Annotated in this window: 32 protein-coding genes; 25 read left to right on the top strand and 7 right to left on the bottom strand. The window is 67.3% G+C overall.

The genetic code is table 11. The features are described 5' to 3' along the window. Nucleotides 1–105 precede the first annotated feature (105 nt). The 6 genes from AC069H_RS42250 to AC069H_RS42225 all read left to right on the top strand — a co-directional run bounded on the left by AC069H_RS42250 (nt 106) and on the right by AC069H_RS42225 (nt 2,639). Entirely contained in the window at nt 106–270 is a 165-nt protein-coding gene (locus AC069H_RS42250) for a hypothetical protein (protein ID WP_478236102.1), read from the top strand. 79 nt (nt 271–349) lie between these two features. Continuing rightward, entirely contained in the window at nt 350–781 is a 432-nt protein-coding gene (locus AC069H_RS42245; RefSeq protein ID WP_478236101.1) for a hypothetical protein, read from the top strand. A 2-nt stretch (nt 782–783) separates the two neighbouring features. Continuing rightward, nucleotides 784–1,170 carry a RapZ C-terminal domain-containing protein gene (locus AC069H_RS42240; RefSeq protein WP_478236100.1) on the top strand — a complete coding sequence of 129 codons (387 nt, stop codon included), beginning with the start codon at nt 784–786 and terminating at the stop codon, nt 1,168–1,170. After that, nucleotides 1,167–2,126 carry a DNA cytosine methyltransferase gene (locus AC069H_RS42235; RefSeq protein WP_478236099.1) on the top strand — a complete coding sequence of 320 codons (960 nt, stop codon included), beginning with the start codon at nt 1,167–1,169 and terminating at the stop codon, nt 2,124–2,126. Before AC069H_RS42240 ends, AC069H_RS42235 begins: the two co-directional genes overlap by 4 nt. Nucleotides 2,127–2,163: 37 nt before the next feature. Further along, nucleotides 2,164–2,313: a hypothetical protein gene (locus AC069H_RS42230; protein WP_478236098.1), complete on the top strand. Its 150-nt coding sequence runs from the start codon at nt 2,164–2,166 to the stop codon at nt 2,311–2,313. A gap of 200 nt (nt 2,314–2,513) precedes the next feature. Continuing rightward, nucleotides 2,514–2,639, top strand: coding sequence for a hypothetical protein (locus AC069H_RS42225; RefSeq protein ID WP_478236097.1), 126 nt, complete (start codon nt 2,514–2,516; stop codon nt 2,637–2,639). An 81-nt stretch (nt 2,640–2,720) separates the two neighbouring features. Here AC069H_RS42225 and AC069H_RS42220 read toward each other — a convergent pair whose 3' ends face one another. The 6 genes from AC069H_RS42220 to AC069H_RS42195 all read right to left on the bottom strand — a co-directional run bounded on the left by AC069H_RS42220 (nt 2,721) and on the right by AC069H_RS42195 (nt 7,486). Beyond that, a complete protein-coding gene (locus AC069H_RS42220; RefSeq protein ID WP_478236096.1) occupies nt 2,721–2,933 on the bottom strand; it encodes a hypothetical protein in 213 nt (70 codons plus the stop codon). Nucleotides 2,934–2,959: 26 nt separating this feature from the next. Next, entirely contained in the window at nt 2,960–3,433 is a 474-nt protein-coding gene (locus AC069H_RS42215; RefSeq protein WP_478236095.1) for a hypothetical protein, read from the bottom strand. A gap of 90 nt (nt 3,434–3,523) precedes the next feature. Further along, on the bottom strand, nt 3,524–4,453 hold the full coding sequence (locus AC069H_RS42210) for an NAD(P)-dependent oxidoreductase (protein ID WP_478236094.1): 930 nt from the start codon (nt 4,451–4,453) through the stop codon (nt 3,524–3,526). 63 nt (nt 4,454–4,516) lie between these two features. Beyond that, a complete protein-coding gene (locus AC069H_RS42205) occupies nt 4,517–5,065 on the bottom strand; it encodes an ATP-binding protein (RefSeq protein ID WP_478236093.1) in 549 nt (182 codons plus the stop codon). Further along, nucleotides 5,055–6,128 carry a P-loop nucleotide/nucleoside kinase family protein gene (locus AC069H_RS42200; RefSeq protein WP_478236092.1) on the bottom strand — a complete coding sequence of 358 codons (1,074 nt, stop codon included), beginning with the start codon at nt 6,126–6,128 and terminating at the stop codon, nt 5,055–5,057. Before AC069H_RS42200 ends, AC069H_RS42205 begins: the two co-directional genes overlap by 11 nt. A gap of 95 nt (nt 6,129–6,223) precedes the next feature. Beyond that, complete coding sequence (locus AC069H_RS42195; RefSeq protein ID WP_478236091.1) at nt 6,224–7,486, bottom strand: XRE family transcriptional regulator; 1,263 nt, start codon at nt 7,484–7,486, stop codon at nt 6,224–6,226. Between the two features lie 303 nt (nt 7,487–7,789). Here AC069H_RS42195 and AC069H_RS42190 point away from each other — a divergent pair, with 303 nt between their 5' ends. Next, nucleotides 7,790–7,981: a hypothetical protein gene (locus AC069H_RS42190; protein ID WP_478236090.1), complete on the top strand. Its 192-nt coding sequence runs from the start codon at nt 7,790–7,792 to the stop codon at nt 7,979–7,981. An 11-nt stretch (nt 7,982–7,992) separates the two neighbouring features. Here AC069H_RS42190 and AC069H_RS42185 read toward each other — a convergent pair whose 3' ends face one another. Further along, the gene (locus tag AC069H_RS42185; RefSeq protein WP_478236089.1) at nt 7,993–8,454 is read right to left on the bottom strand and encodes a winged helix-turn-helix domain-containing protein; all 462 of its coding nucleotides are present in this window, start codon (nt 8,452–8,454) and stop codon (nt 7,993–7,995) included. A 102-nt stretch (nt 8,455–8,556) separates the two neighbouring features. On the opposite strand from AC069H_RS42185, the gene AC069H_RS42180 reads away from it, so the two are divergent. The 18 genes from AC069H_RS42180 to AC069H_RS42095 all read left to right on the top strand — a co-directional run bounded on the left by AC069H_RS42180 (nt 8,557) and on the right by AC069H_RS42095 (nt 23,270). Further along, nucleotides 8,557–9,636 carry a DUF2637 domain-containing protein gene (locus AC069H_RS42180; RefSeq protein WP_478236088.1) on the top strand — a complete coding sequence of 360 codons (1,080 nt, stop codon included), beginning with the start codon at nt 8,557–8,559 and terminating at the stop codon, nt 9,634–9,636. Next, entirely contained in the window at nt 9,633–9,920 is a 288-nt protein-coding gene (locus tag AC069H_RS42175; protein ID WP_478236087.1) for a hypothetical protein, read from the top strand. Before AC069H_RS42180 ends, AC069H_RS42175 begins: the two co-directional genes overlap by 4 nt. A 22-nt stretch (nt 9,921–9,942) precedes the next feature. Further along, complete coding sequence (locus AC069H_RS42170; RefSeq protein WP_478236086.1) at nt 9,943–10,194, top strand: hypothetical protein; 252 nt, start codon at nt 9,943–9,945, stop codon at nt 10,192–10,194. Between the two features lie 84 nt (nt 10,195–10,278). After that, nucleotides 10,279–10,674, top strand: a complete 396-nt coding sequence (locus AC069H_RS42165; RefSeq protein WP_478236085.1) for a hypothetical protein — start codon at nt 10,279–10,281, stop codon at nt 10,672–10,674. After that, nucleotides 10,674–10,940 carry a hypothetical protein gene (locus AC069H_RS42160; protein WP_478236084.1) on the top strand — a complete coding sequence of 89 codons (267 nt, stop codon included), beginning with the start codon at nt 10,674–10,676 and terminating at the stop codon, nt 10,938–10,940. The genes AC069H_RS42165 and AC069H_RS42160 overlap by 1 nt, the downstream gene beginning before the upstream one ends. Next, complete coding sequence (locus tag AC069H_RS42155; protein WP_478236083.1) at nt 10,937–11,203, top strand: WhiB family transcriptional regulator; 267 nt, start codon at nt 10,937–10,939, stop codon at nt 11,201–11,203. Before AC069H_RS42160 ends, AC069H_RS42155 begins: the two co-directional genes overlap by 4 nt. Before the next feature lie 6 nt (nt 11,204–11,209). Next, a complete protein-coding gene (locus AC069H_RS42150) occupies nt 11,210–12,223 on the top strand; it encodes a hypothetical protein (RefSeq protein WP_478236082.1) in 1,014 nt (337 codons plus the stop codon). A 2-nt stretch (nt 12,224–12,225) separates the two neighbouring features. Further along, a complete protein-coding gene (locus tag AC069H_RS42145) occupies nt 12,226–13,524 on the top strand; it encodes an FtsK/SpoIIIE domain-containing protein (protein ID WP_478236081.1) in 1,299 nt (432 codons plus the stop codon). Continuing rightward, on the top strand, nt 13,524–14,228 hold the full coding sequence (locus AC069H_RS42140) for a hypothetical protein (RefSeq protein ID WP_478236080.1): 705 nt from the start codon (nt 13,524–13,526) through the stop codon (nt 14,226–14,228). The genes AC069H_RS42145 and AC069H_RS42140 overlap by 1 nt, the downstream gene beginning before the upstream one ends. An 82-nt stretch (nt 14,229–14,310) precedes the next feature. Continuing rightward, nucleotides 14,311–14,739, top strand: coding sequence for a hypothetical protein (locus tag AC069H_RS42135; protein ID WP_478236079.1), 429 nt, complete (start codon nt 14,311–14,313; stop codon nt 14,737–14,739). Nucleotides 14,740–14,838: 99 nt separating this feature from the next. Beyond that, entirely contained in the window at nt 14,839–15,018 is a 180-nt protein-coding gene (locus AC069H_RS42130; protein ID WP_478236078.1) for a hypothetical protein, read from the top strand. Nucleotides 15,019–15,081: 63 nt separating this feature from the next. After that, on the top strand, nt 15,082–15,537 hold the full coding sequence (locus tag AC069H_RS42125; protein WP_478236077.1) for a hypothetical protein: 456 nt from the start codon (nt 15,082–15,084) through the stop codon (nt 15,535–15,537). Continuing rightward, nucleotides 15,534–15,839, top strand: coding sequence for a hypothetical protein (locus AC069H_RS42120; protein WP_478236076.1), 306 nt, complete (start codon nt 15,534–15,536; stop codon nt 15,837–15,839). The genes AC069H_RS42125 and AC069H_RS42120 overlap by 4 nt, the downstream gene beginning before the upstream one ends. After that, a complete protein-coding gene (locus tag AC069H_RS42115) occupies nt 15,836–16,663 on the top strand; it encodes a hypothetical protein (RefSeq protein ID WP_478236075.1) in 828 nt (275 codons plus the stop codon). Before AC069H_RS42120 ends, AC069H_RS42115 begins: the two co-directional genes overlap by 4 nt. Nucleotides 16,664–16,668: 5 nt before the next feature. Further along, nucleotides 16,669–17,310, top strand: coding sequence for an HNH endonuclease family protein (locus AC069H_RS42110; RefSeq protein ID WP_478236074.1), 642 nt, complete (start codon nt 16,669–16,671; stop codon nt 17,308–17,310). Next, complete coding sequence (locus AC069H_RS42105) at nt 17,310–17,759, top strand: hypothetical protein (protein WP_478236073.1); 450 nt, start codon at nt 17,310–17,312, stop codon at nt 17,757–17,759. Before AC069H_RS42110 ends, AC069H_RS42105 begins: the two co-directional genes overlap by 1 nt. A 273-nt stretch (nt 17,760–18,032) precedes the next feature. Beyond that, complete coding sequence (locus AC069H_RS42100; RefSeq protein ID WP_478236072.1) at nt 18,033–22,730, top strand: hypothetical protein; 4,698 nt, start codon at nt 18,033–18,035, stop codon at nt 22,728–22,730. After that, complete coding sequence (locus AC069H_RS42095) at nt 22,731–23,270, top strand: hypothetical protein (protein WP_478236071.1); 540 nt, start codon at nt 22,731–22,733, stop codon at nt 23,268–23,270. The last annotated feature ends 387 nt before the right edge of the window (nt 23,271–23,657 follow it).

Genomic DNA, 23,657 nt, shown 5'->3' with positions numbered 1-23,657 from the left:
GCGTCCCATCCCAAAATCCGTCCGGTCGGGCGCAAGGGCCTCATCGCAGAGCGGCGCCCGACCGGGCACCAAATCAGTGATCAGAACGAGGGGAGGCGAAATCCGATGGCGAAGAAGAACGCCAGCTTGGTGCACTTCGGCAAGAGGTCGTGGTGGAACGGCAAGGTCACCACCGCGTGCGGCCTGGTCTTCGAGTCCGACAACCAGAAGCAGGAGAACAGCTGGACCACCAGCGTCACCTGCCCCAACTGCAAGACGGCCAAGCGCTAGCCGAAACCGGCAAAACTCTGCCCATAACCATGTGCGTACGACCAAGAGCACAAGCTTTTACTTGATCGGAAAGGTCGCCATGAGCCTGAAAGTCCTCTTCGCCGCCGGTGCCGCGCTCGCCGTGCTCGCCATCGGCCCCCAGGTCGTTGCCGCCGAGGTCGTCGACGGAATGTCCTCGATCGCTGCGGCGGCCCGGTCGACCAGTTCGTCGACGACCAGCGCCCCGGCGTCGACACCGTCGCGCCAGACCTCCACCGACGATGCCCCGGCATCGTCGAGCAAGAAGGCGACGCCGGTGTCGAAGAAGCCCGCCCCGACGAAGAAGCAGCGGCACCAGGAAGTCGACGCCACGGACCGCGCCCCGGAGGACAACGTCGAGTTTCAGACCGGGTGCGACGACAACGGCAAGCCGTACGACGTCATCCCGAACAACGCGGTCACCCGCCGCGCGGCGGCCAAGATGTGCGCCAACCTGCAGAAGAGCATCGACGCCGCCGGATGGGGCAACTGACCATGACCACCATCCGTCTCATCTCGTTCGGCTACCTCCACCTCGACGGACCGCCGCCGGAAGCGGATCGAGTCGAAGACGTCCGCGGCCGCCTGCGCGACCCCGCCGCCGCGCGCGGAATTCTGGACCTCGACGGACACGACCTGCGAGTCCAGGAGATCGTGCTCAAAACCCGCGGCGCCCGCGAGCTGCTCGCCAACCTCACCGACTACGCCGCCCTGCCAGCGGGCCCTCGCGCAATCGCGATCGGCTGCGCCGGCGGGAAGCACCGAGCATGCGCCCTGATCAACTTGCTCGCCCAACGCCTGATCCAGCGTGGCCACCAGGTCGAGGTCGAACACCTGCATGCCCACCTGCCGCGCGTCCTGAAAGCAGGCGACGAGCGGTGATCATCACCGGAACCGACCTGTACGGCGGCGGCGGTGGTGCGAGCGAAGGCCTGCGCCAGGCGGGCTGTCACGTGGTGATCGCCGCGAACCACTGGCCCGTCGCGGTCGCCACGCACAAGCTCAACCACCCGGAGACTGAGCATCGCGACGACAACCTGATCGAAGTCGACTTCCGCACCTTCCCCCGTACCGACTTCCTGTGGGTGTCGCCCTCGTGTGTGTGGTTCGCCCGTTCCGGCGGACGCAAGCGCCCATCCGCTGACGTCGAACGGAAGCGCGCCGATCCTGGATCGATCGATCGCGCAACGGCATGGGCCGTGATCGCCGCCGCCGAAGTGCACCTCTACCCGGTGATCGTGATCGAAAACGTCGTCGAGTTTCTCGCCTGGTCGCTCTACCCGAGCTGGCTCGACTGCCTGCGCGCGCTCGGCTACACCGTGGAGACGCTCGTGCTGGACGCCGCGGACTTCGGCCACGCGCAGAACCGCAAGCGGCTGTTCATCGCCGCCACCCGCGGCGTCGACCTCGACCTGACCTTGCCGGACGCTCAGCCGGTCATGGCCGCGGACATCATCGACCCTGACCCCGGCAAGGAGGTCACTCGCCGCCTGTACGTGGCGGACCAGATCGACCAGATCACCGTCGACAACGTCCCGCACCTGGTCACCTACCGCCGCCATGCGCGAGCGCTGCGCGCAGACCAGCATCGACTCGCCACGATCACCGCGGGCGGCAACCACCACGCCGTCGCCACCCTCATCGACGGCGTCCAGCACCACCGGCTCCTCAGCAACCGCGAATGCGCACGGGGACAGGGATTCCCCGATACCTACCAGTTCGAAGGCAGCCCGACCGAGGTCAAGCGGCTGATCGGAAACGCCGTCCCGGTCGGCATCGCCCGATGGTTCGGCACCCGCGCGATAGCCGCGCTCGACAGCCAGCAAGTCGCCGCCTGATCAGACAGCCCCAAGGGAAACCCAGCAGGGAGCGTTCATGGGCAAGAGCAAGAGGCAGCAAGCCGAAGAGGCTTGGGATTCGGTCATGAAGCCCGACGTGGAGAACTGCGATCACCGAAACACCCATGTGCAGGGTCAGTGGATCTCCTGCGACGACTGCCCGTTGATCGTCTCCGCTAATCAGTAGACCCGCGTCGCGCACTCCGCAACGAAGCATCCACGATCGCCGCCGCCTGGCGGAACCTGCAAACCCCAGTAACACAATGGAAAGGAAGCGCATCATGGAAACCTGTCTGGACTGCTGGCACGCCGGTGAGGGCAACACCAAGCACTGCGGTACCTGCCCCTGCTGCTCCGGCAACGACTAGGCCCTGAAAGGAAAAGAGCATGACCACGAGCAACGGCACGACCTCCCAGCCCAGCCCTGAGCGCGGCGCAGGTCGCAACGGTGAGCCGATCGCGGACAAGGTCTACACGGCAGTGAAAGAGCGCTTGAAGGGCGAGAGCAAGTAGGGAATGCAGGAAGCCCGCCCACTGAACGTGGGCGGGCTTCCTTTGTGCGTAAAGACTGTGCGTACGACCAGGCACACAGCCTTACCAGGTCGGTGGTCGACGCCGCCGTCGCAAGGTGCTGTAGACGACGCCGCCAAGCAGGCCGCCGCCGATGACGGCGAGTACGAAGGTGAAGATCTGGCCGATGACGAACGCGCCGGCGAGTCCGCACCCGATCGCGACGTAGGCGGCCCAGTTCCGCGGCCGCCGTTGTTCGACGGGTACGACCATCATGTGGGTGTAGCGCCTTGCCATGGTTCCCCCCTCAGGGTTTCGGCTGGTCAGAACCAGCTGTCTCGCTGAATAGCGTCAGGTTTGACCTCTTCGGTGTAGCCGTTGCTGAACTTGACCTTGAGGTATTCGTCGCCGAAGAGACCGTCTCGTCTGCCGACCACTTCCCCGCGGGTTCCGGGGTCGACGTGACGCATGAACGGTCCGCCGATCGCTTCGGAGCTTTTGACCGTGTCGCCTTCGCGGAATTTCCGGGGCGCGCTCTCTTCGGTCCACCAGCGCGTGCGCTGTCCCCGTTTGCTCGGCTCCGGGCCTGCTTGGTCAGTCTCGTGACCGCGCTCCCCTGCAGTGCTGTCGGGGGAGGGGCGGTAGATGCCGTCGGATGCGAAGGCGCTGGCCGCGTAGCTGCTGGGCGCTTCGTTGATCGTGCTGGGATCGCCTGGTCGCCAGGGCTTCCAGTCGTCAGGGAGGTCGGAGCCGCTGGCGTCCCATGCGTTCCCGCCTGCTTCTGGCCTTCCGCTCACGTTGAGTTCCCCTCTCCTTCGCGATCATCGGGCTCTCTTGGGAGGCTAGCTCTTGACGCCGGAAAACGGCAGTACCAGCGCAAACAGTGCTCAGCGGCGCCGTTCGATGTTCGACGGCACGCCGCCTTCGAGGAAGGTCTTGATCTGCTGCACCGCGACCTCACAGCAGCGTCGCGCGGTTCCAGGGGCGTTCTTCGACATGTGCGGGCTGATGATGACGCCCGGACATGTCCACAGCGGGTGGTCTGCGGGCAGGGGTTCGGGGTCGGTGACGTCCAGTGCCGCGCGCAGTCGCCCGCTCTGCAGCTCGGTGATGAGCGCGTCGGTGTGGACGATCTCGCCGCGGCCGACGTTGATCAGCAGCGCGCCGTCGGGCATCGCTGCCAGGAAGCCCTGGTCGACCAATTGGCGCGTGTCGGGGGTGAGGGGCGCGGCGATGACGATGATGTCGTGGTCGCTGATCAGGTCCGGGATGTCGGTGGCGGCGTGTACGTCGTCTCGTGCGGCACTCGCGACCAGCGTGGTGGTGGCGTCGAGTTTGCGGAGTCGCTCGGCTGAGGCTGCGCCGATGTGGCCGGCGCCGATGACGAGGACCCGTTTTCCGGCGACCGTTTCCGGGTCGACCTTGCGGTGCGCCCACACGCCCGCTCGCTGGTAGTCCAGCAGCGTGGGCCAGCCGCGGTACAGGCAGAGCACTGCGGACAGGACCCACTCGGAGACGGAATGCGCGTGCCCACCTCTCGCGCTGGCGAGAACCACGTCGACAGGAACGTGTGGCGCCCATTCGTCGGTTCCGGCGGACAGCAGTTGCACCATCTGCAGGTGGGGCAACTGCTTGATCAGCGGAATCGGTCGGTGACTGCCCCGGAAGGGAACCACGAGAATGTCGGCGTTCTGCTGCGCTGCGGTCAGGGCGGACTCATTCGGGTCGTAGAGCAGGACGTCGGCATCATCGAGGCGACGGAGAAGGTCGACGCCCGTCTGATCGTCGGGTTCGCAGCTCGCGAGGATTCTGGGCATGCGAAACACTCCTTTCCTTGTAATGGAAGGGAAAACAGGGTGTGCGATGGTGTCTTAAGTGGACTACTGGCGGTGGCGCTGGCACCAATCGATCAAACCGGCCGCGTGTGCCTGTTCGAATGCGGCGGTGTTCAGGACCAGGTCGAACAGCGTCGGGTCGGCTTCGGCGAGCGTGTCGTCCCACACCGCCAGGCGCTCGTCGACCCGCGCGTCGTTACGCCCGATGAGCCGCTTCTCAGCCTCTCCCCGCGGGCAGAACACCATCACGATCGTCCAGTTCAGCGGGTAGCCGCTGCGCACCGCGTGGATGGCGTCGACCTGCCCGACGTGAAGCACCGGAACCCGCCCGCGTTCGCGCACGATGGTGTCCAGCTCTCCACGGTCGATGACGTAGGTCGCGTCGTAACGCTGGTTTTCGTAGATGACTTGCCCGCGCTCGCGCAGCGTCGTCAGCTGCTCGGACGTGCCCATGCGATAGCCGCTGGTCCGGCCCGCCCCGACCTTGAGCCGCTGGAAATGCACGTACGGGCCGAGCGTGACCAGCTGCTCGGTGATGGTGTCCTTCCCCGCGGCCGGCGGTCCGTAAAGCAGGACACCGCGGCTATTCACCATGGCGCATCGCTTTCACGATCCGGTCGGCCTGCTCAACCAGCGTGGTGGCCGCGTTCAGTCGGTTGTCGACCAGGTAGTGCGGGAAGGCTGGCCGGAAGTCGGGATCGATCGTCGCGACGTAGTCGGACCAGTTCGACAGCTTCCAATCATCACGCGCCGCGCCCCGATAGGACAGGTAGTCGTACATCGACTCGACGTCACAACGCACCCAAACCACCGACAGCGTGGCCCCGCGCGCCCTGCAGTTGTTGTTCAACCGGGTCAACCACGCTTCGTCGGACAGCTCCCGGATGAACGGCGCGTCGAGCACCACCGACACCCCTGCGTCGAGGTTCTCCATGGCCGCGTCCATGAGCGCGCGGTACTCGCATGGCCTGACCTTCGTGAGGTACAGGTCGGAATGCCGATCGTGGCGGTCGCTACCGAGCGCGATGAGAAGCTGCTCTACGACCGGCCGCGTGATCGTGTCCTTGTTCAGCCGAGCCCATCGCGCCGCCGCCGACAGGAACCGCGCAAATTCCGACTTCCCGGACCCTGCGAAACCGCCGACGACCACCACGGAAAGGCCGTTGCCCTGCTCGGTAGCGGAGTGATGCGCAGCCAGCACTCGACCCTCCAACATGTCCGACCCGGACGTTTCCGAACCCGCGAACGCGTTGTGAATGACGTCGTCCAGTGGTGACGCGATCGGTGCCTGCGCCACGTGGTGATCCGCGCGGCGCCAGTCGCCCGCGATGGTCACGGCGGCAGGCCGCGAGCGTTCATGCAGCGTCGCTACGGCCTGTTCCATCGCCTCAAATGCCAACACGATCTGTCCTCCTGCCCCGAGCGTTGCGTCGGCCCACTCGCAGAAGAGCCGGTCCGGCCGCTGTCGCCCTGCCTCGAAATTGGCCAGTGAGGATCGGGTGTAGGGATGCACGCCTGGCGCTTGGCCAGCGTGCACCGCCTTCTTGAGCAGCTCGACCAGGCCGTGCTGTCCGTGACCGGCGACGCCGCGCCAATGCGCGAGCGCCCGGCCAAGGTTTTGCTGCGCGACCAGCACGGTCTCCCGCGGCTGCGTCATTGATCCTCACCCCTCGGAGCCTGGCAGCCGTGATCGCTTGTCGGCGTTGTCGGTGCCTGTCGGCGTTGTTGTCGGTGTTGTCGCCGCAACGACGACTAGGCAGATACTCGCAGGTCGCGAAGGTGCGTCAGATAGTCCTGCGCGGCGGCATTCGAGGCGTAGCGATCGTGCACCAGCTTGCCTAGCTCGCCACTGACCATGAGCAGGGAAAAGAGGGATTTCCGGTCTCCGCTGAGCGCGGCTTCGCCATGTGCGACGGCGCTGTCGACGTCGCCGTTTCGACCGGCGACGATTCCGAGCGTGACTTCGGCTTCCTGCGCACGCATTGGCTTGCCGAGCGTGCCATCCGGTCGCGTGCTGGTCCGGATCACCTCGTTGGCGTAGGTCTCCGCGAGAGAGTCGACGCCGGCGATTCGGTAGCAGTCCATCGCATAGAAGTCGAACTTGCTGGGGTCGACGATGAAGTGATTATCGAGATTTTCGGGATACGGCAACGAATCCAGAAGGGTTCGGCCCTTGTCGAGTGCGACCTCCATTTGGCGTCGATCACCGATCCGCGCCCATGCTTTTGCTTCCTGCGCGAAAAGCTGAACCCCAACGCTGTGCGTCTTCGCACCTTCGGCGCCTGCCCTGCTGGCGGCAATGACGCCGCGGTAATCGCCGTCGGTGAGCGCGAACCAGGCGCGCATCTCGTACGCCCATCCGACGATCTCGCCGTTGCCGGTTTCCTCACCGAGAGAGAGCGCCATCTTGCGGGTGGATTCTGCCGCGCGACGGTCGCCCATGTCGTTTTCAACGCAGCCCACCAGCAAGGAAAGCCATCCGGCCATCACCAGGAGTTCGCGGTGCTGCGCGAAAGTGAGTCGTTGGCCGCGCAGGTCGACCACGCGTCGAAGCCACTGTCGGCCTTCCTGGACCAGCTGCTCGGGAGGCATGTACGGGTACTCGCTGCACAGCATGTCCACCGTGCGAGTCAGGGCTTCCAGGGTGGCAGCGTCGACGTCGGAGCGTTTGATTCGCGCGAGGATGTCGACGGTCTCCATCCCTGTGGGAACAAGCAGGCCGGACTGCCGCTCGTGCGGCTCAAGCGGGAAGAGCGCGTACCGCGCCACGCCGAAGGTGCGCGCGATGATCGGGGCGTAGAAGCCTTGCCCCTTGCTGGGATCAGCGTCGCCGGCTTCCCACTCGTGCCAGCGCCGTTTCAGGGTGTCCGCCGACGGAAGGCTCTTCGCTTCTTCGTCGGTCGCGTGCGCCATCAAGGCCTTCACGGCCTGCGGTACCGACCACTCCCGCGCGGTGCGCTCCGTCCGAATACGGATCGCCCACGCGGGGATGGTGCTGTACGTGTCGGTGCTCAAGAGGTCTCCTCCTCCTCGCGGTCCAACTCGAGTGTGACACGAAATTGCTGGTCAACCTGGGGTGCGCCGACCAGTGCGGGGTGTGCCGCACCCCTGGCGCATCTCCCAATTCACTGCGCGCGGATTGATCTTTGAGACACGTCCACGACGGACATGAACGCGAAGGTCAGGCGGTTGTCGGCGTGTTGTCGGTGTTGTCGGCGCTGTGTCAGTGACATGTGTCGGAGGTCACCGACACAGCGACTGATCTTCGAAGCTCATGGCATGCCTCACAGCGGGGCGGACACGAACTCGGAGGTCAGGATGAGGCGTCAGCAGATGGTCGCGACTCGCAGCCACGGCGTGCGGAACTTCATCCTGTTCCTGGCGGTGGCGGGGCTGGTGGTTTTCGCGGTTCAGGACCCGACGGGCGCCGCGGCGTTTGTGCGGGGCCTGGTCTCGCTGTTCGCCGGCGCCATCGAGGGCATCGCGACGTTCGTTCAGGCGGTGGCCTGATGGTGAGCGCCTCATGCTGGCGATCCGCTCGGCACGACGTAGACCAGTTCGTGCTTGCTGGCCGGAATGACTTCGTGTTCGGAGTGCGTGACCTGGCCGTCGGTGTCGTAGGCGGTGCGGGTGATCGCGAAGACCAGCGTGCCGACCTTGAGGTCGGAGTGCTCTTCGAGGTCCTGCGCTGTCGCGAATCGGCTGGTCACCCGCTCGATGGTGCGCGGTTGTCCGTGGTCGATCTCGGTGCGGACGACTTCCTGGTGTTGCCGGTCGTCGACGAAGACGCCGGCGCCTTTGCGGGTGGCGACGACGCCTTCGATGCGCAGCTGGTCGATGGCGTTCTGGATGGTCTGCCGCGCGACGCCGTAGTGGTTCATCAGCGCGCTGACGCTGGGCAACTGGTGTCCGGGTGCGTAGGTGCCCCGCTCGACTTGGGCGCGCAGGTCGTCGGCTATCTGGGTGGCTCGTCGTTCGCTCACCGCCGCATTTTACCCACTCGGTCTAGACAGATCATTCTAGAAGGCTTAACGTGTTGTCCTAGAAAGGTCATCCTAGGAAGCAACTTGGAACGGAGTGGATCTGTGAAGGACGAGACGAAGCGCAAGCTGCTCACCGGCATGTCGGTGTTCGCGCTCGCCGTCGTGGTGATCGCCCCGGCCGCCGCCAGCTGGCACGGCCTGGTCTCCACCGGCCGCGACTTGCTCAAGCTCACCGACGGCTGGGAATACCTGGTCCCCCTCACCCTCGACGGCGCCGCCCTCTACGCCGGTGCCCTGGCCATCCGCGCGATCCTCGCCGGTGATTCCGCCTTCGGCGCGCGGTTCCTGACCGCCCTGTACGCGATGGTCGCCGCGGGCTTCAACGCCTTCCACGCCTACACCACCCAGCAGGGCAGCGTCGCCGCCGCGCTCTACTTCGCCATCGCGTCCCTGTCGGCCGTCGTGCTGTGGGACGTCACGCTGCGCGCTCTGCGCCGCGACCAGCTGCGCGACCTCGGAGCGATCGAGGCGCCGCTGCCGAAATTCCGCCTGCTGCGCTGGCTGGTTGACCTTCCGATGACCGCCCGCGCCTGGCGCGTCGCCGTGATCGAGCAGATCACCGACCCGAACGAAGCGCTGCAGCGCGCCCGTGAGCTGCGCGGCCTGCCCACCATCCCGGTGCGCACCGCGGTTGCCGAGCGGCTCACCACCACAGACCTGCGCGAGCTGGACGCCGCGCTGGAACACAACGGAGAGGAAAACGCTGATGAGCAGGGGATCGATGGTTCCGGTGAAGTCGGGCGGCGGACTGAGCGGCCTGGTGAAGGGGTTGGCGACGCTGGTGATTCTGATCGCGCTGGTGACGCTGTTCCTGGACGACCCGACGGGAGTGGGGCACGCGGTGAAGACCGGGTGGAACTGGCTGATGAGCACGATCGACGCGGTGAAGGTGTTCTTCCGGACGGTCTTCGCGTAGCCGACGACTTCCGCCTGAACGGTGCCGCGCTGAACAAGAAGGAAGCCGTTCAGGCCGCGTTCGACCACCTCGGTGAGCGCAACATCCCGGCCGCGCTCGAGCTGCTGGCCCACCAGGGCGTCACGGTCGACCGGTCCTACGCCTACACGGTGAAGTGGTCGCCGAAGGCCGCCGAGCTGCGCGCGATCGCCGGAGGTGCCCGATGATCCAGCACATTTTCACGATCCAGTTCTTCCTGGGTTCGGTCGTCGGATTCGGCGTCGGCATGGTCGTGGTCGGCAAGGCCGCCCGCCGCCAGGAACGGCTGTTCCGCCGCAACGCGGTCCGCCAGGCCGTCGCCGCCGAACTGGTCCGCCACGAGGTCGACCCGACCGGGCTGGACACCGACCCGGCTCCCGAGACCACCTCCTCCCCCGCGGGCTTCGAGCACGACCCCGCCGACGACCAGCCGCAGCAGACCACCCCGTACGTCGCGCCTTCCCTGCACTGACCAGCCGAAAGGACTTGCAGCCATGACCACCGCCAACCTTCCCCTCACGCCCGCAGACCTCCTTCCGGCCCCCGTCGCGACCGACGGCGCGATCGACGCTCTGCACACCGTGCTCAAGACCCGCCCCGGATCCACGGACGCCATGTCAAGCCGCATCACCTGGCTGCTCAAGGTCGCCAAAGCCCTCGACGCGGTCGGGATGACCGACCAGGCCAACACCGCCCGCGACACGGCCACGACCTTGGTCGACGCGGCGATCGCCCGCACCGCGTAGCCGCGGACACCGCGACCCCCACACCACACCAGCCCAAACCCTGTGCGAACGACCAAACGCACACGCAAGCGAAGGACTACCGAGATGACGACCGCAGCCCCCATCAGCGCCGTGACCGCCCTCTACAGCACCGACCCGATCACCGACGTCGCCGACACCTACGCCCGCATGGTCGACGAACTCGCCGCGATGATCGAGCACGACGACACCCTGGCCGACACCATGCCCGGCTCGCTGCTGGCCCGCCGCCTGGGCGCCTTGCACGTCGAGCTGGACGACCTCACCACCGCCACCCCCGCCCCGCGCGACCTGCTCAACCTGGCCGACGAGGTCGACGAACTCATCACCGCCGTCGGCCAGCTGGCCACGGTCGTCGACGACCCCACCACCGTGCGCGCCCTCGAGGCGCCGCTGGCCGAACTGGTCGAAGCCCTGGTCGAGCTGGTCCCGGCCGCGTTCGTCCCGAAGGCGCGTGCGTGATGACCGCCGCCCTGACCGCCCTCAGCGGCCGCGACCGCGCGATCCTGCGCGCCGTCGCCGACGGCCGCGTCGACATCGCCCTGAGCAGCGAACCCGACCTGTTCGTCGACGGTCTCTTCTGCTGCGACCAGCTCGCCGCGCACGCCCTCGCGCACGCCGGATTCATCTGCCCGGCCACCACTGGCCGCCGCGGCTCGCACGTTCCCGCCCTGCTCACCACCGCCGGGGCCGCCGCCCTGGCCGACACCACCGGAGGCACCCGATGACCACGACGACGTCCTGGCAGGAAGACGCCATCTGCAACCAGACCGACCCGGAAGCCTTCTTCCCGGAGAAGGGCGGCTCGGTCCGCAACGCGAAGACGATCTGCAGCCTCTGCCCTGTCCAGGCCGAATGCCTCGAATACGCGCTCACCACCGACCAGCGCTACGGCATCTGGGGCGGCGTCACCGAGCGCAACCTGCGTGCCCTGCGCCGCGAGCGCAGGGACGCCGCCGTGACCGCGATGATCGAGACCGCGAAGGACTGACCCACCATGGCCCGCACCCGCAACCAGCTCACCACTGGCCGCATCGGCGGCCTGGTGTACGACCTGCGTCACTGGAAGCTCACCCTTCTCGTGGCGGTTGTGGTCGGCATCCCGCGCCTGGTGTTCCGCGTGCTGTCGGGCCGCAACCTGATCGGTGGCGGCCGCACCACCGACGCCACCTTCTTCCGCACTGCCTACAACACCCGCGGCTCCTGGTGGGGCAACCAGCGCGGCATCGTGCGGGCCGTCGCCCGGCTCGCCCTGCTCTCGCTCGCCGTGTTGTGGTTCAGCCACCCGACGCTCGCCTACGTCGCGCTCGGCCTGGCGATTGTTGTTGTGGGATACCGCAGCTACCGCCGCTGGCAGGAAGTCCGCCACGAGAAGACCCTGCTGCGCCCCGTGTGGCCCGCGGTCGCCGGCATCATCGGCGTGCCCGCCGAAGAGCCCCCGTCGCGCTGGCTGGACATCCCCCGCACTATGGCCACCGAGGACCCCGCCCCCGATGCCCGCATCGTGGTGGGCCTGCGCGCGGCGGACGCTGACGACGAACGACGCGTCCAAGACCTGATGCAGCTGTTCACCCAGCGATTCGGCGCCCGCCACATCGGCGACGTCGACTACGCCGCGCGTCTGGTCTACCTGCGCCGCCGCCCCGCCGAACCCCGCATCTGGCCTGCCGTCGCCGCGGTGCTCGGGGTGTCGCCCGACGACCTTGCCGACAACTGGCTCACCGTGCCCAACGACCTCTCCCCCGGCGCGAAGGTGCGGGTGCGCCTGCCCGACGACTGTGTCGACGACACCCCGTTCGCCGACGACCTCAAGCGCGTGGTGAACCAGAACTTCACCGGCGACTGGTCCGTCCGCACCGAGCGCGGTGAGCGCGAGCGCGCCGTCGTGCTGACCCGCAAGGCGCCGGCGCCGAAGCCGCCCAAGCGCGTCGATTGGGACTCCTACGCCCCGCCTGTGCCCACTCCCCTGCCCACGCCCCCGCCCCTGCCCGCTCATCCGGAGGTGAACTGACCATGACCGCTCTTCGCGACTTCCCCATCCCCCCGTCGACGTCGAACGCCGTCGACACCGACTCGGTCCGCATCGGCGCCGACTCCCACGGCCAGTGGGTGAAACTGCGCTGGTCAGGCATGGAAAACCCGCACGTCCTGATCGTGGGCGGCTCGCAGTCCGGCAAGACCACCCTGGAACGCGTCATCTGCGCGGCCGCGGGCGAAAAGGGCCTGATCGTGCTGGTCCTGGACCCGAAGCTGCGCTTCGGCAAGCAGTTCCGCGACGTCCCGCACGTGCGCGTCTTCGCCGACAAGGATCCGATGATCGCCGCCCGGATGTACGAAGGCGTGCTGACTCTGGTCGTCAACGAGATGCAGCGCCGCTACGAGGCGGACGCGACCAGTTTCGACCGCGACATCCTCGACGACCGCATCCAGTTCCCGACCATCCTGGTCGTGGCCGATGAGCTGGGCGTGCTCTTCGACTTCTGCGACCGGGAGTGGCAGCACCGCAAGCCCGACGGCTACAAGGGCGACACCCCGGCGCGCGAGCTGTGGCACACGCTGATGCGCATGGGCGCCGAAGCCCGCTGTCTCACGGTTTCGGCGAATCAGTCGTCGAATGCGGACGAATTGCCCGCCGGAACGAAAACCCGCGCATTGTGCGGTCAGCGAATCGTCCTGGGAAATACACGAGAAAATAGCGCGTGGTACACCATTGCCGGTCACGGAGTGGCCAAACCGGACGTCCCTGGGCAGGTTGGCGCTGGCGTGATGATGGTCGCGCAGGGCGACCCGTTCCTTATCCAGGGCGCTATTATCGAGACGAAGAACAATCCGACGGCGCTACGTGACATCGCAATTCGGGGCGTTTCCGCACTTCAGAAGCATGGTCACGTCACGTCTGATGGTCAACTTCTCCTGGGTGGCATCCCGGTACCGTCACCTGCCACTTTGGCGTGTCAGGTGGCAGATGAGACCGCAGGCTCTACCCGCCCGCGAAAGAAGAAGAATTCGGCAGGCGACGACGACGATATTTACGACGAAATCGATGATGACGCCTCCGAAGAAGCGGGTCAAGAGGACGAAGAGCCCCCTTCGGTGGAAATCAAAACAATCGCCGGTCTCAAAGCAGGAGCGGAATTCTGTGGGCTCACCGTACGCAATTTCCGGCGCCTGCGCGAGCTGTACCCGATTCCGGGCGAAGGACGCTACAAGAACCAGCCTTGTTGGTCTGAGATCGAATTGCGCGACTGGTCCCGCCAGCGCGCCGAAGACCGCGAATCACGGCAGGAAAAGCGCAAGAGGAAGGAGGCGTGATGGCCAGACTCGGACGAGCCAAGGTCGAGGAGCACACGCGGCTGCTGGCCAACGGCACGAAGGTGACCGTGCACAGCCACGACCGCAGCTACGCCCCGGCGGCCGCGACCGACAGCGGCGTCCGGTCGCCGGTCGAGAACCACCGCCGCGCGCGGGTCAAGGTCGAGGCGAAGGACCGAAGGCAAGAGGCCTTGGCCCGCGCGAGCGTGGCCGCACGGAAGGGCGGCACGGTGATCCGCAAGCGCGGGAAGCAGGGCGCCATGCTCGCCCGCGACGGCGCGAAGCGCCTCGGTCGCGCCGGACGCTACGCCGCCAGCAAGCGTCGGGCGATGGCCGTCGGTTGTGCGATCGGCGGGACGGCGACCATCGCCGCCGGGCTCGCCTGGTCGCTCACCGGCGTCATCACCACGATCTTGTCCATCCTGCTCGCCCTCATCACCGGCGGCCTGCTCATCGGCGGGAGCAAGCGAGCTGCTTCGACGCCGTCCCCGCGCCCGCCGTCGACGCGGCGCCGTCCGCCGTCGACGCGACCCACCGGCAAGGCTCGCCGTCCGGGGATCGTTCATCCGGCCCCGGCGAAGTCGAATGAACCGGCCAGCGAGATGACCCGGAACTGGAATGCGTTCCAGAAGCTCAGCCGGATGCAGGACGAAGCATGGGAGTCACGCCGCCAGGAAGCGCGCCGCCGCCGCACTCAGCCCTGACCCCTCTCCCCGCGGGGAGTGAAGTCGCCAGTCAAACCATGTGCGTTCGACCAGACGCACAGTGATCGGAAGGAACGAGATCATGACCGAGTACGCCGCCTTCGACTTCGGCCGGATGGTGTGGGCAAACCGGCGCCACGGCGGCCTGTTCCGCCGCCTGGTGAAAAAGGGCGAGTGGGGCATCGCGCGCGCCACCCGCCCGGACGGCCGCGTGATCGTCGAATGGGACAACGGCTACACCACCGCCGCCCACCCGACCTGGCTGTCCACCGGCGCGGAAGTCGACCCGTCGACCGACGCCCTGATCCACGCGGCGCTGGACGAAGCGGCACTGTTCGCCGACGAAGTCGTCTTCGTCACCGGAGACCGGTGGGAACAGGGATGGGACGCCGCGCTCGCCGCCGTGCGGGAAGCGATGGTCGCCCACGGCCTGACCTTCGACCCCCACGAGATCTACGCGGGCCACACGCCCGCCCTGCCGCCGACGACCAGCGACCCCATCACGCTCTAGCCGCCGCCGCGCGGACGCCACAGCGATCCACAACCGACGTTCAGCAAGGCAAATCATGTGTGTTCGACCAGACGCACAGTGATTGAAAGGTGATTGACCATGACCACTCAGCGCAGGATCGAGAACGTCGCGTCCGGCGAGCAGATCGTTCAGGCCGACGGTCGGGCGGACCGCGTCCATGGTGTCGACCACGACCGCGAGCCGAACGCCGTGTTCGTCACCACCGACCGCGCCCGCGACGTCCGCTACGAACTCGGCTCGCTCGTCACGATCATCTAGCCCGCCTCCCGCGCATTCCCGCTACTCGCCACGGTCCAACCGCATCGAATCAGGAGACCACGAATGACCACCACGAACCCTGTGCGTACGACCATTCGCCCATCCATCCACGCCATCCAGGAAGCGCTGTTCGACCAGCGCGCCAGCTACGGCGAGCAGAAGTACCCGCACGGCACCGGGCGCGGCACCGACCGCGGCCTGGCCGACCAGGCGCGCACCCGAGCACACGAGGCCGCCGCGTCCGGAAACCTCAGCTGGCGCCAGCTGCTCATGCTGCACATGGCCGAAACGTTCGCGCAGAACGACCTGCGCCGCCTGCGCGCGGAACTGGCGTACGCGCTCGGAATCGGCGCCGCGTGGCTGGAAGCCATCGACCAGGAGGTGGGCAACGGCGAGCTGACGGAGGCTCAGCAGGAGGAACTGCAGGAGATCTTCGTGGATCACGGTCCGCACGTCGCCCACGAGACCGCCGAGCGGATGCGGCAGGCAGCGAGCCGCGGGGAGGTACCCGCGCGATGACCGCCGACACGAACTACCAGCGCTGCCTCGAATGCACCTTCATCTACCCCACCGAGAAGAGCCTGCTCGACGCCTTCAACGCCGACCGCCCGGACGGCGTCCCGGCCGCGACCGACGGCACGACGATCATCTTCTGCCCGGCGTGCATGCACGACTTCCCGCACCCGCCGACCATGCCCGCCCGGTCCCGCCGTCGTAAGCGGGTCCGCCGCAACGGCAGCGACGCCGACCTGCACATCCCGGTCGCCGACCAGCTTGACCTGCTCGCCGCCATCCCGCTCACCGGAAGGACGTCGTCATGACCACGCGACTGCTGCCCGCCGAACGCCCTTGTGTGCCCACGTCGGCCCGGACGAAGCCCAGAGCCCGTGACCCGTTCCCGCGTCACCCCATCCCCGCGGCCGAGACCGCCCTGATGGAGCTGGCCACCGCGCATTCCAACGGGCTCGTTCCCGCCGTCGGTGAACGCACCGACACGCCGGGGCTGGTGATCACCCCGCACACCTCCGGGCAGGTGCTGCGCTACAACGGGTTGTGGTGCTTGACCCACGCCGCCTCCGGGGCGCGGATTTCGTCCCCGGCAAGCCTTCTGCATACCCGCGAAGCGCTGCTCTGGCTGGACCAGGTCGGAGTGAACTGGGACCGGCCCGCCGCCGAACTGCAGGCCGACCCTGCCGCGAGTGAGGCGTTCCACGCGCTGTACTTCGCGCTCATCGACGCCCGCGAGAAGGGTTGCCCGCTGGTGTATGCGCGCACCTCATGGGTGGAATGGCCGCCGCTGTGGCGAATCTGCCATCGCGGGGAGCTGTATCCGACGGGCTTCGACACCTACGAGGCCGCCGCCGCTCTCGCTGAGGATGCGGTCACCGACCCGGACGGGGCGCTGTGCCCGACGGCTGTCATCCATCGCGACACCGACTCTCCGGGGTGGGCACTGCGATGCGCCTCGATCGCGTGCACCGACAAGGACTCGTTCTTCCTTGACGACTGGGACTACGTCCTGCCAGCCGTGGCCACCCGCGCCGCACTTCAAGAGGCTGCGTGGAATGCGGGCTGGCGCGGACACGACCAGGCGCACTGGATCTGCCCGGACTGCGCCCACGACCACGCGACCGGGGGAGTGTGAACCCGATGACCACGCGACTCCTACTCGCCGGTCTGCTCGCCGCCGCACTCCCGGCCGCGATGACACCGGCCGGATGCACCCCCGCCGCCCCGGTCGCGCACGCGGCATCCGCCGGCGACTCTGCCCGCCTGCTCAACCAGCTGCAGGTCGCCGCCCGCACCACCGGCGACGGCTACTCGAAGAAGTCCTTCCCGCACTGGTCCAAGCAGCCGACCGCGGGGAAGGGCTGCGACACCCGCGAAGCCACGCTCATCCGCGACGGCAAGGACGTCAAGGTCGACGGCGAATGCAGGCCGGTTTCCGGCCGCTGGACCAGCCCGTACGACGGCGAGTCCTGGACCGCGCCGGGCGACGTCGACGTCGACCACGTCGTGCCCCGCAAGCACGCGTGGATGAGCGGCGCAGCCAGCTGGACGCAGGCGCAGCGCGAGGCCTTCGCGAACGACCTGCAGCGCCCGGAACTGCTCACCGTGACCGACAACGTCAACCAGGCCAAGGGCGACAAGGCGCCCGACCAATGGAAGCCCCCGTCGGTGGCCGCCTGGTGCCGCTACGCGTCGGACTGGATCGCGGTGAAGGCGCACTACCGACTCACCATCACCGGCGCGGAAAAGAACGCCCTGACCCTGATGCTGGAGCACTGCTGATGCTGCACACCGCGCGGTTTCTCGTGGCGATCCACGAAGCGGGCCACACCGCTCCGTGGCTCGCCGCGGGCCGCCGGATCCAAAGCGTCCGGATCACCGATGACGGCGACGGCACTGTCCGGCCGCTGACCCGCTGGACGTCCGACCGGCTACTCTGCGCGCGCGCCGCGCTCGCCGGTCCGGCCGCCGAAGCGCGCTACCTGGGCAAGGACACCCGCACGATCCTGGCCGTCGCCGACAGCCACCTGGACCACGAGCACGCGCTGCAATACCTGCGCGTAGAAGAGATTCCGACGACGACGCTGGCCGAAGTGGATCTTCTGGTGTCTGTCCACTGGCGATTGATCATGACGACGGCGCTGTGGCTCACCACGCACGGCAAGCTGCGTTTCCGTCAGCTGGAAGCACTTCGGCGGATGTACCGGGAAGACCGTTCGCCGTGGCTGTGATCCTGACCGCGTGGCGGTCCGCCACCTCGATCATGGCCTGTGGGAGGCTTCGCGCATGTCTGACCCGTAGAAAAACGAAAAACCCGGCTCCAGCGCCAACTGGATTCCGGGTCTCTCTAAGTCGGTGGGGCCGCCAACCCCGCTGTTCACCTGTGAAAGCCCCGCCAAGGGCTTTGTCGTACCCGGACCCGTCCAAGGAACCGGAACGAGAGGACCGTAGCACGTGATCACCCTGAGCGGCACGAAGCCGCCGTCGACACGCGGTGGTGGCCGGTGAGCGCCCCCGCCCCCCGCGCCGACGGCTCGAGCTTCGACCGTGTCATCGACGCCCTCGGAGACCGGGTCACCCGGCTGCAGGGCGAGCGCCGCCACGCGGACGCTCGCTGTCCCGCGCACGATGACCGCAATCCTTCGCTCACGGTCGACTGGACCAACAACCCGCGCAAGGGCGGCATGACGCTGGTCCGGTGCCACGCCGCCGGATGCGACGCCCGCGACGTCGTCGACGCGATCGGCCTGCGCCTGAGCGACACCTACGACACCGAGCCGTTTTCCTCCCGCTCGACCACCCCTTCCCCGCGGGCTGCTGCCCGCCCGTCGAAGCCTGTGCGAACGACCAAACGCACAGCCACCCGCGAGCCGGAACCGCTCGGCCCGCTCGAAGCCGAGTACCCGTACGCCGACGCCGACGGCGCCGTCATCGGCTGGATGCGCCGCTTCGAGGGCAAGCAATTCCGTTGGCAGAAGCTCAGCTCGACCGGGCGCCGCATCGGCGGCCAGCCGAAGCCGTGCCCCCTCTACCAGCTCCCGCTGGTCCTGCAGGCCGTCGCCGAAGGCCGCACCGTGCACCTGGCCGAAGGCGAGAAGGACGCCGACGCCCTGATCGAAGCAGGCGAAGTCGGCACCACCGTGCCCAATGGCTCCACCCTGACTCAGCAGGGAGTCCCGAAGGCGCCGATCACCGAGCACGTCGCCGTGCTGACCGGCGCCCACGTCGTCATCTGGGCCGACCGCGACGGCCCGGACAAGAAGAGCCCCGAACGTGGATACCAGGGCTACCGGCACGCCATGTACGTGCGCGACCAGCTCGCCGACGTCGCCGCCAGCGTCCGCGTGGTCGAAGCCGCCGCCGGAAAGGACGCCTTCGACCACCTGGCCGCCGGACACGCCCCTGCCGATGCCGTCGAGATCGTCCCCGAACAGCGCGTCCCCGACACGATCCTGGCCAAGTGGGCAGCCTCCGCCCCCGCCAGCTCAGGCCAGTCGACCACCGACGACACCGACGCCGACGTCCTGCAGTTCCCGAACCGCGGCACCGGAAAACAGCGCAAGGGCGGCGGCGGTGGCGGCGGCAACCCGCCGGACGGCCAGAAGAAGCAGATCTACGTCCGCGACCAGTACGAACTGTTCGACGGTGCCCTGGTCCAGGTGAAGGAAACCCGCGACTCGATCACCCGGACCGAACTGCTCAACGCCGAAGCCCGGATCCTCTGCAAGATCGTGCGCGACCTCGGACCGGGCGTCGATGCCGAACCGCGGATCGACCTCGAGGTGTCGAAGGATGGCCAGACGCACACGCTTCGGTCGTTGTCCAACAAGGAGTTCGAGGACCCCGTGAAGTGGGCGGGCCAGATCCCGCTCCCGCTGGTGTTCCCGCGCAGCCACGGAAAGGGCAAGGTCGTGTCCGCGATCGTCGCCGTATCCGGCGCGGTCCCGGTCGTCACCTCCTACGGCCTGCTCGGCTGGCGCGAGATCACCCCCGGCGAATGGGCCTACCTGCATGCGGGTGGTGCGATCGGCAAGGACGGACCCCTGCTCGGCACCCGCGTGGAGGTCAGCCCCCGCCTGCAGGGCTTCACCCTCCCGCCGACCATCCCCACCGGCGACGACCTGCGCGCCGCTTACGACTCGGTGATGACCATCGCCGACCACTTCCCGCACCGCATCGCCTACCCGATCATCGCCGCGTTCGCCCGTGCCGTACTCGGCTCCTGCAGCACAAGCCTGTTCCTGCTCGGTCCCCCGGCCACCTACAAGTCCGGATTCGCCGCCCTGATCCAGCAGGCCTTCATGCCTTCCGCCCGTTACGACCACCTGCCCGCCGGTGCGGGCGAAGCCGCGGCCACCGGCCCCGCGCTGGAACAGATCCTTCACGAAGTCGGCGACGCCGTCTGTGTCATCGACGACCTCGCACCCGACCGGGGCGCCGCCCGCTCAGCCGCTCGCGCCGCCGAACTCATCCGCGCGGTCGGCAACCGCCAGATGAAAGCGCGCCTGAACCGCGAGACCGACAAGGGCCTGCGCGCCGACAAGCCGCCACGCGCGTTCGTCATCCTCACCGGCGAAGACCAGCCGACCGTCCAGTCAGCCGAGCGCCGCACCATCTACGTCCCGTTCCGCCACGGCGACGTCGCGATCGAAAACCTGATCAAGCTGAGCACCGACGAACTGATCGCCGCCCGGTCCTCGCTGACGGCCGCCCTGGCACAGCGCACCGCCGCCCGGATGCCGACCACGGCCTGGCTCGAAACCGAACGCGCGAAGTGGGCCAAGCAGCTCGGCAAAGACCACGACCTCACCGACGGCATGGTCGTAGGCCGATGCAACACCGTCGCCGAACTCGCTACCGGAATGCACGCCCTGCTCGAACTGGTCGTCGACGCCGGCGTCGTCAAGCGCGACGAAGCCCGCCGCCGCTGGCACGAGGCATGGGACGCGTTCCGCACCACCCTCGAAGTCCAGTTCAGCATCACCGAAGGCCGCTCCCTGTCCGACCGCTTCGCCGACCTCATCCGCTCGGCACTGCTGAACGGCCGCGCACACCTGGTCAGCCCAGATGGTCGCGAACCGGCTAACTCCCGCCTCTTCGGTTGGAGCACCAACGACTTTGGATCCAACGCCAAGGGCGCCACGATCGGCTGGACCGACGGCGAAACCATCTGGCTCGAACCCGGCACGGCCTTTGCCGTCGGCGAAGCGGAAGGCAAAGCGCAGGACGACATGCTCGCCGTCACCCAACGCGCCCTGAAATCCAAGCTCGCGACCGCGCACCCCGATGCCTTCGAGCCCGCCAAGGACGGCACCACACCCCGCGAGAAGCGGGAAAGCCTCTCCGGTGCCCGCCGCCGCGTGTGGGCACTGCCCTACTCCTGGCTGTACCCGGACGACGGCGACGGCGACCAGCCCAACCGCCCGGACGACGTCCCACCCGCCCCGACCGACCCGGCTGACGACGAGACCACCCTTTTCCCCGCGGAACAGGATGCCCCGTCGACCACCGAGACACCCGCTTCGGAGCATGCCGAGCCGACCGCTCAGGACCCCGAAACCAGCCCTGAGAAGCCTGTGCAGACGACCAAACACACACCGAAAGCCGTTTCTCCGATGCGCCCCACCGAAGGCCGCTATGCCGCCGCTGGCGTGGTCGTCGACGTCGACGCCGCCTACCTGATCAACGGCACAACGACGATCGACACCCCCGACGTCGACACCCTGTCCGACCTCATGGCCTGGGCACTGACCCTGAACCTGGGAGTGCACCACCCCGGCCACAAAACCAGCCGCGACAACGGCGTCCGCGACGACGCCGGTCTGGTGGTCGTCATGCCCGCCCTGGCGCAGAAACTCGGCATCCCGAAGAAGAAGCCCGATGCCAAAAAGCCGCCCGCCGCCGCGAAGCGCGTCGTCAAGACCCTGGAAGATGACGGCTGGATGGTCGGGCAGCGTGGCCTGCAGGCCTACACGCAGGTCTGGAAGATCAGCGAGACCGGAAGCCGCGGACGTAGCCACTTCGCCGTCTTCCCCCAGTGGACCACCGACCCGATTTACGACGGCGTCACCGACGCCTCCCTGCTCGCCTACCGCCTCACCGTCTACGTCGACACGCTCGGCTACCAGCTGGTCTACAACGCCGGTGCTACCGGCGTCGGCATCCTCCGTCAACTGCGCGCGGTCACGCCGCACCCCCTGATCGCCGACGTCACCGAAGTGCCGCCCCCCGCGCACAAGGGCGGCAACCAGGCGCCGCTGGAAGAGATGGAATGGGGCTACTGGCGTGAGCTGACCGACGTCGAACGCAAATGCACCCACATCGTGGGGATCGACGTCAACGCCGCCTACTGCGCCGCCGCCCCGCAAACCGTCGTCGGCATGGGCGACGCCACCCACCTGACCCGCCCGCCCCTCGAGCAAATCCGGAAGCTCCCCGGCTACTGCCTGCTCGCCCCCATCACCACTGCGCTCGCCGACCCCCTGCTTCCCGACCTGCTCGACCTCCACGCAGGCGTCGACCGAGCCCGCCACGTTCGCCAGACCGGCGAGCCGTTCGTGGTCACCATGCCGACGCTCAACGCGCTCATCGAGGCAGGCGAAGACCCCGTCGTGCTCGAAGCATGGGTCTACGACGGTCGGACCGACGCCGGCGAACCGACATGGGGCAAGCACATGCAGAAGTGGGCGTACACGGTCCGAGACGCCATCTACGAGATCAAGGCCTCCGGAAGCGACGACGACCTCGACGCCGTGCTCACCGAGCTGAAGCTCACCTACGCCGCCGGGCTCGGTCAGCTCAATTCCGAGCGGTACCGGTCCGGCTCGCCGATGTGGTTGCCGTACTGGAACCATGGCACCAAGGGAACCGCGCAGACCTCGATCTGGCGCAAGGCGCGCAACACCGCGGCCGCCACCGGCCGCTATCCCGTCGGAATCAGCCGTGACGCCATCTTCTACGCCGTGACCAGCGACGACGCCATGCCGACCGGCTACGCCGCCGCACAGCTGACGCCGGTGAACGTGAAGGGCGGCTTCCAGCTCGAACCGCCGCCCGCCTACACGGTCGGACACGTCAAGTGGGCCAGCACGGCGACCATGAGCGACTTCCTGCAGGCGCAATCGGTCACGGACCCCGTGGAGCGATTCAAGGCCATCGAACGCATTTGGACCACCCCGAACAACGACGGGCGGAGCGAATAAATGGACCCCAAAGACGCGATTTCAAAAGCCATCACCGGTCGCCGCTCACAAAAGGTGACCAATAAAGCAGTGCTCGAAACGTCAAAAGAGGCCTTCGGCGGGAAACCCTGGACAGAAATTGCCCAGGAAGTGGGCATCTCCCCGCGAACCATGCTCCGCATCCGCAAGGGCGGCAAGCCGAGCGCGAGCACGCAGGCCAAGCTCGACGCGCTCGCCAAGCGTCCCGAGGTTCGCCAAGCAGCGATGAAACCAGCCGCCCGTCGCCGTCTGGCCAGGGGAAAGACCGAGGGGCTCAACGTCAAGCTCAAGGCGTTCCAAGGACCCAAGGGATCCGCCGGCGGCGGCTACGGACGCAAGCGCGACGTCGCCTTCGACCTGCCGGGCGAAGTGGTCGAAGCCATGGCGGAAGCATATGAGAATGGCGACGACGACGCGGCGGCAGGAATTCTCGAAGACGCAATCGCAGAACACGGATGGTCCGACTGGAATCCGCCAGGGGGATGGGAAGTCGGCGATATCGACGACCTCAGTTTCGAGTAGATGAGTTTTCATGAAAAGGGGTTGTCCACCAGGTGGACAACCCCTTTTTCGGCTCCTCACCACCCCTTCCCTGTGGGTAATCCTTGCCCAAAACGTCCTACGCACATGCTTTGACCAGCAGAAACCTTAGATTGTGCGTGTATATTGATCTTTGTTCGGGCATAAAGTGGGTCGAACTATGTGCATACGACCATGCTTAAGTCCTCTTTGTTCGTACACAATGGACTCAAATATGTCCATTGTGTACTGATTGGGTTGCATTTTTCCTTGCTATGCAAGGAAAATGGCTCCACATGATCACGTAACGGCGGGGGAGCGCAGCGACTCCGCTTTTCCTGCGTCAGGGACGGAGCGAAGCGACGCCCCAGGGGATCCCCAGATGCCTGG

The organism is Amycolatopsis sp. NPDC043887, assembly GCF_056435665.1.
Note: the sequence above shows the minus strand (reverse complement) of the source record. Positions and strands in the feature narration are given on the sequence as shown.

Excerpts from the sequence above, each read along its gene's own strand:
- AC069H_RS42250 (WP_478236102.1), top strand. The coding sequence starts at position 106 with ATGGCGAAGAAGAACGCCAGCTTGGTGCACTTCGGCAAGAGGTCGTGG.
- AC069H_RS42245 (WP_478236101.1), top strand. The coding sequence starts at position 350 with ATGAGCCTGAAAGTCCTCTTCGCCGCCGGTGCCGCGCTCGCCGTGCTC.
- AC069H_RS42240 (WP_478236100.1), top strand. The coding sequence starts at position 784 with ATGACCACCATCCGTCTCATCTCGTTCGGCTACCTCCACCTCGACGGA.
- AC069H_RS42230 (WP_478236098.1), top strand. The coding sequence starts at position 2,164 with ATGGGCAAGAGCAAGAGGCAGCAAGCCGAAGAGGCTTGGGATTCGGTC.
- AC069H_RS42225 (WP_478236097.1), top strand. The coding sequence starts at position 2,514 with ATGACCACGAGCAACGGCACGACCTCCCAGCCCAGCCCTGAGCGCGGC.
- AC069H_RS42220 (WP_478236096.1), bottom strand. The coding sequence starts at position 2,933 with ATGGCAAGGCGCTACACCCACATGATGGTCGTACCCGTCGAACAACGG.
- AC069H_RS42210 (WP_478236094.1), bottom strand. The coding sequence starts at position 4,453 with ATGCCCAGAATCCTCGCGAGCTGCGAACCCGACGATCAGACGGGCGTC.
- AC069H_RS42205 (WP_478236093.1), bottom strand. The coding sequence starts at position 5,065 with ATGGTGAATAGCCGCGGTGTCCTGCTTTACGGACCGCCGGCCGCGGGG.
- AC069H_RS42200 (WP_478236092.1), bottom strand. The coding sequence starts at position 6,128 with ATGACGCAGCCGCGGGAGACCGTGCTGGTCGCGCAGCAAAACCTTGGC.
- AC069H_RS42190 (WP_478236090.1), top strand. The coding sequence starts at position 7,790 with ATGAGGCGTCAGCAGATGGTCGCGACTCGCAGCCACGGCGTGCGGAAC.
- AC069H_RS42175 (WP_478236087.1), top strand. The coding sequence starts at position 9,633 with ATGATCCAGCACATTTTCACGATCCAGTTCTTCCTGGGTTCGGTCGTC.
- AC069H_RS42170 (WP_478236086.1), top strand. The coding sequence starts at position 9,943 with ATGACCACCGCCAACCTTCCCCTCACGCCCGCAGACCTCCTTCCGGCC.
- AC069H_RS42165 (WP_478236085.1), top strand. The coding sequence starts at position 10,279 with ATGACGACCGCAGCCCCCATCAGCGCCGTGACCGCCCTCTACAGCACC.
- AC069H_RS42160 (WP_478236084.1), top strand. The coding sequence starts at position 10,674 with ATGACCGCCGCCCTGACCGCCCTCAGCGGCCGCGACCGCGCGATCCTG.
- AC069H_RS42155 (WP_478236083.1), top strand. The coding sequence starts at position 10,937 with ATGACCACGACGACGTCCTGGCAGGAAGACGCCATCTGCAACCAGACC.
- AC069H_RS42150 (WP_478236082.1), top strand. The coding sequence starts at position 11,210 with ATGGCCCGCACCCGCAACCAGCTCACCACTGGCCGCATCGGCGGCCTG.
- AC069H_RS42145 (WP_478236081.1), top strand. The coding sequence starts at position 12,226 with ATGACCGCTCTTCGCGACTTCCCCATCCCCCCGTCGACGTCGAACGCC.
- AC069H_RS42140 (WP_478236080.1), top strand. The coding sequence starts at position 13,524 with ATGGCCAGACTCGGACGAGCCAAGGTCGAGGAGCACACGCGGCTGCTG.
- AC069H_RS42135 (WP_478236079.1), top strand. The coding sequence starts at position 14,311 with ATGACCGAGTACGCCGCCTTCGACTTCGGCCGGATGGTGTGGGCAAAC.
- AC069H_RS42130 (WP_478236078.1), top strand. The coding sequence starts at position 14,839 with ATGACCACTCAGCGCAGGATCGAGAACGTCGCGTCCGGCGAGCAGATC.
- AC069H_RS42125 (WP_478236077.1), top strand. The coding sequence starts at position 15,082 with ATGACCACCACGAACCCTGTGCGTACGACCATTCGCCCATCCATCCAC.
- AC069H_RS42120 (WP_478236076.1), top strand. The coding sequence starts at position 15,534 with ATGACCGCCGACACGAACTACCAGCGCTGCCTCGAATGCACCTTCATC.
- AC069H_RS42115 (WP_478236075.1), top strand. The coding sequence starts at position 15,836 with ATGACCACGCGACTGCTGCCCGCCGAACGCCCTTGTGTGCCCACGTCG.
- AC069H_RS42110 (WP_478236074.1), top strand. The coding sequence starts at position 16,669 with ATGACCACGCGACTCCTACTCGCCGGTCTGCTCGCCGCCGCACTCCCG.
- AC069H_RS42105 (WP_478236073.1), top strand. The coding sequence starts at position 17,310 with ATGCTGCACACCGCGCGGTTTCTCGTGGCGATCCACGAAGCGGGCCAC.
- AC069H_RS42095 (WP_478236071.1), top strand. The coding sequence starts at position 22,731 with ATGGACCCCAAAGACGCGATTTCAAAAGCCATCACCGGTCGCCGCTCA.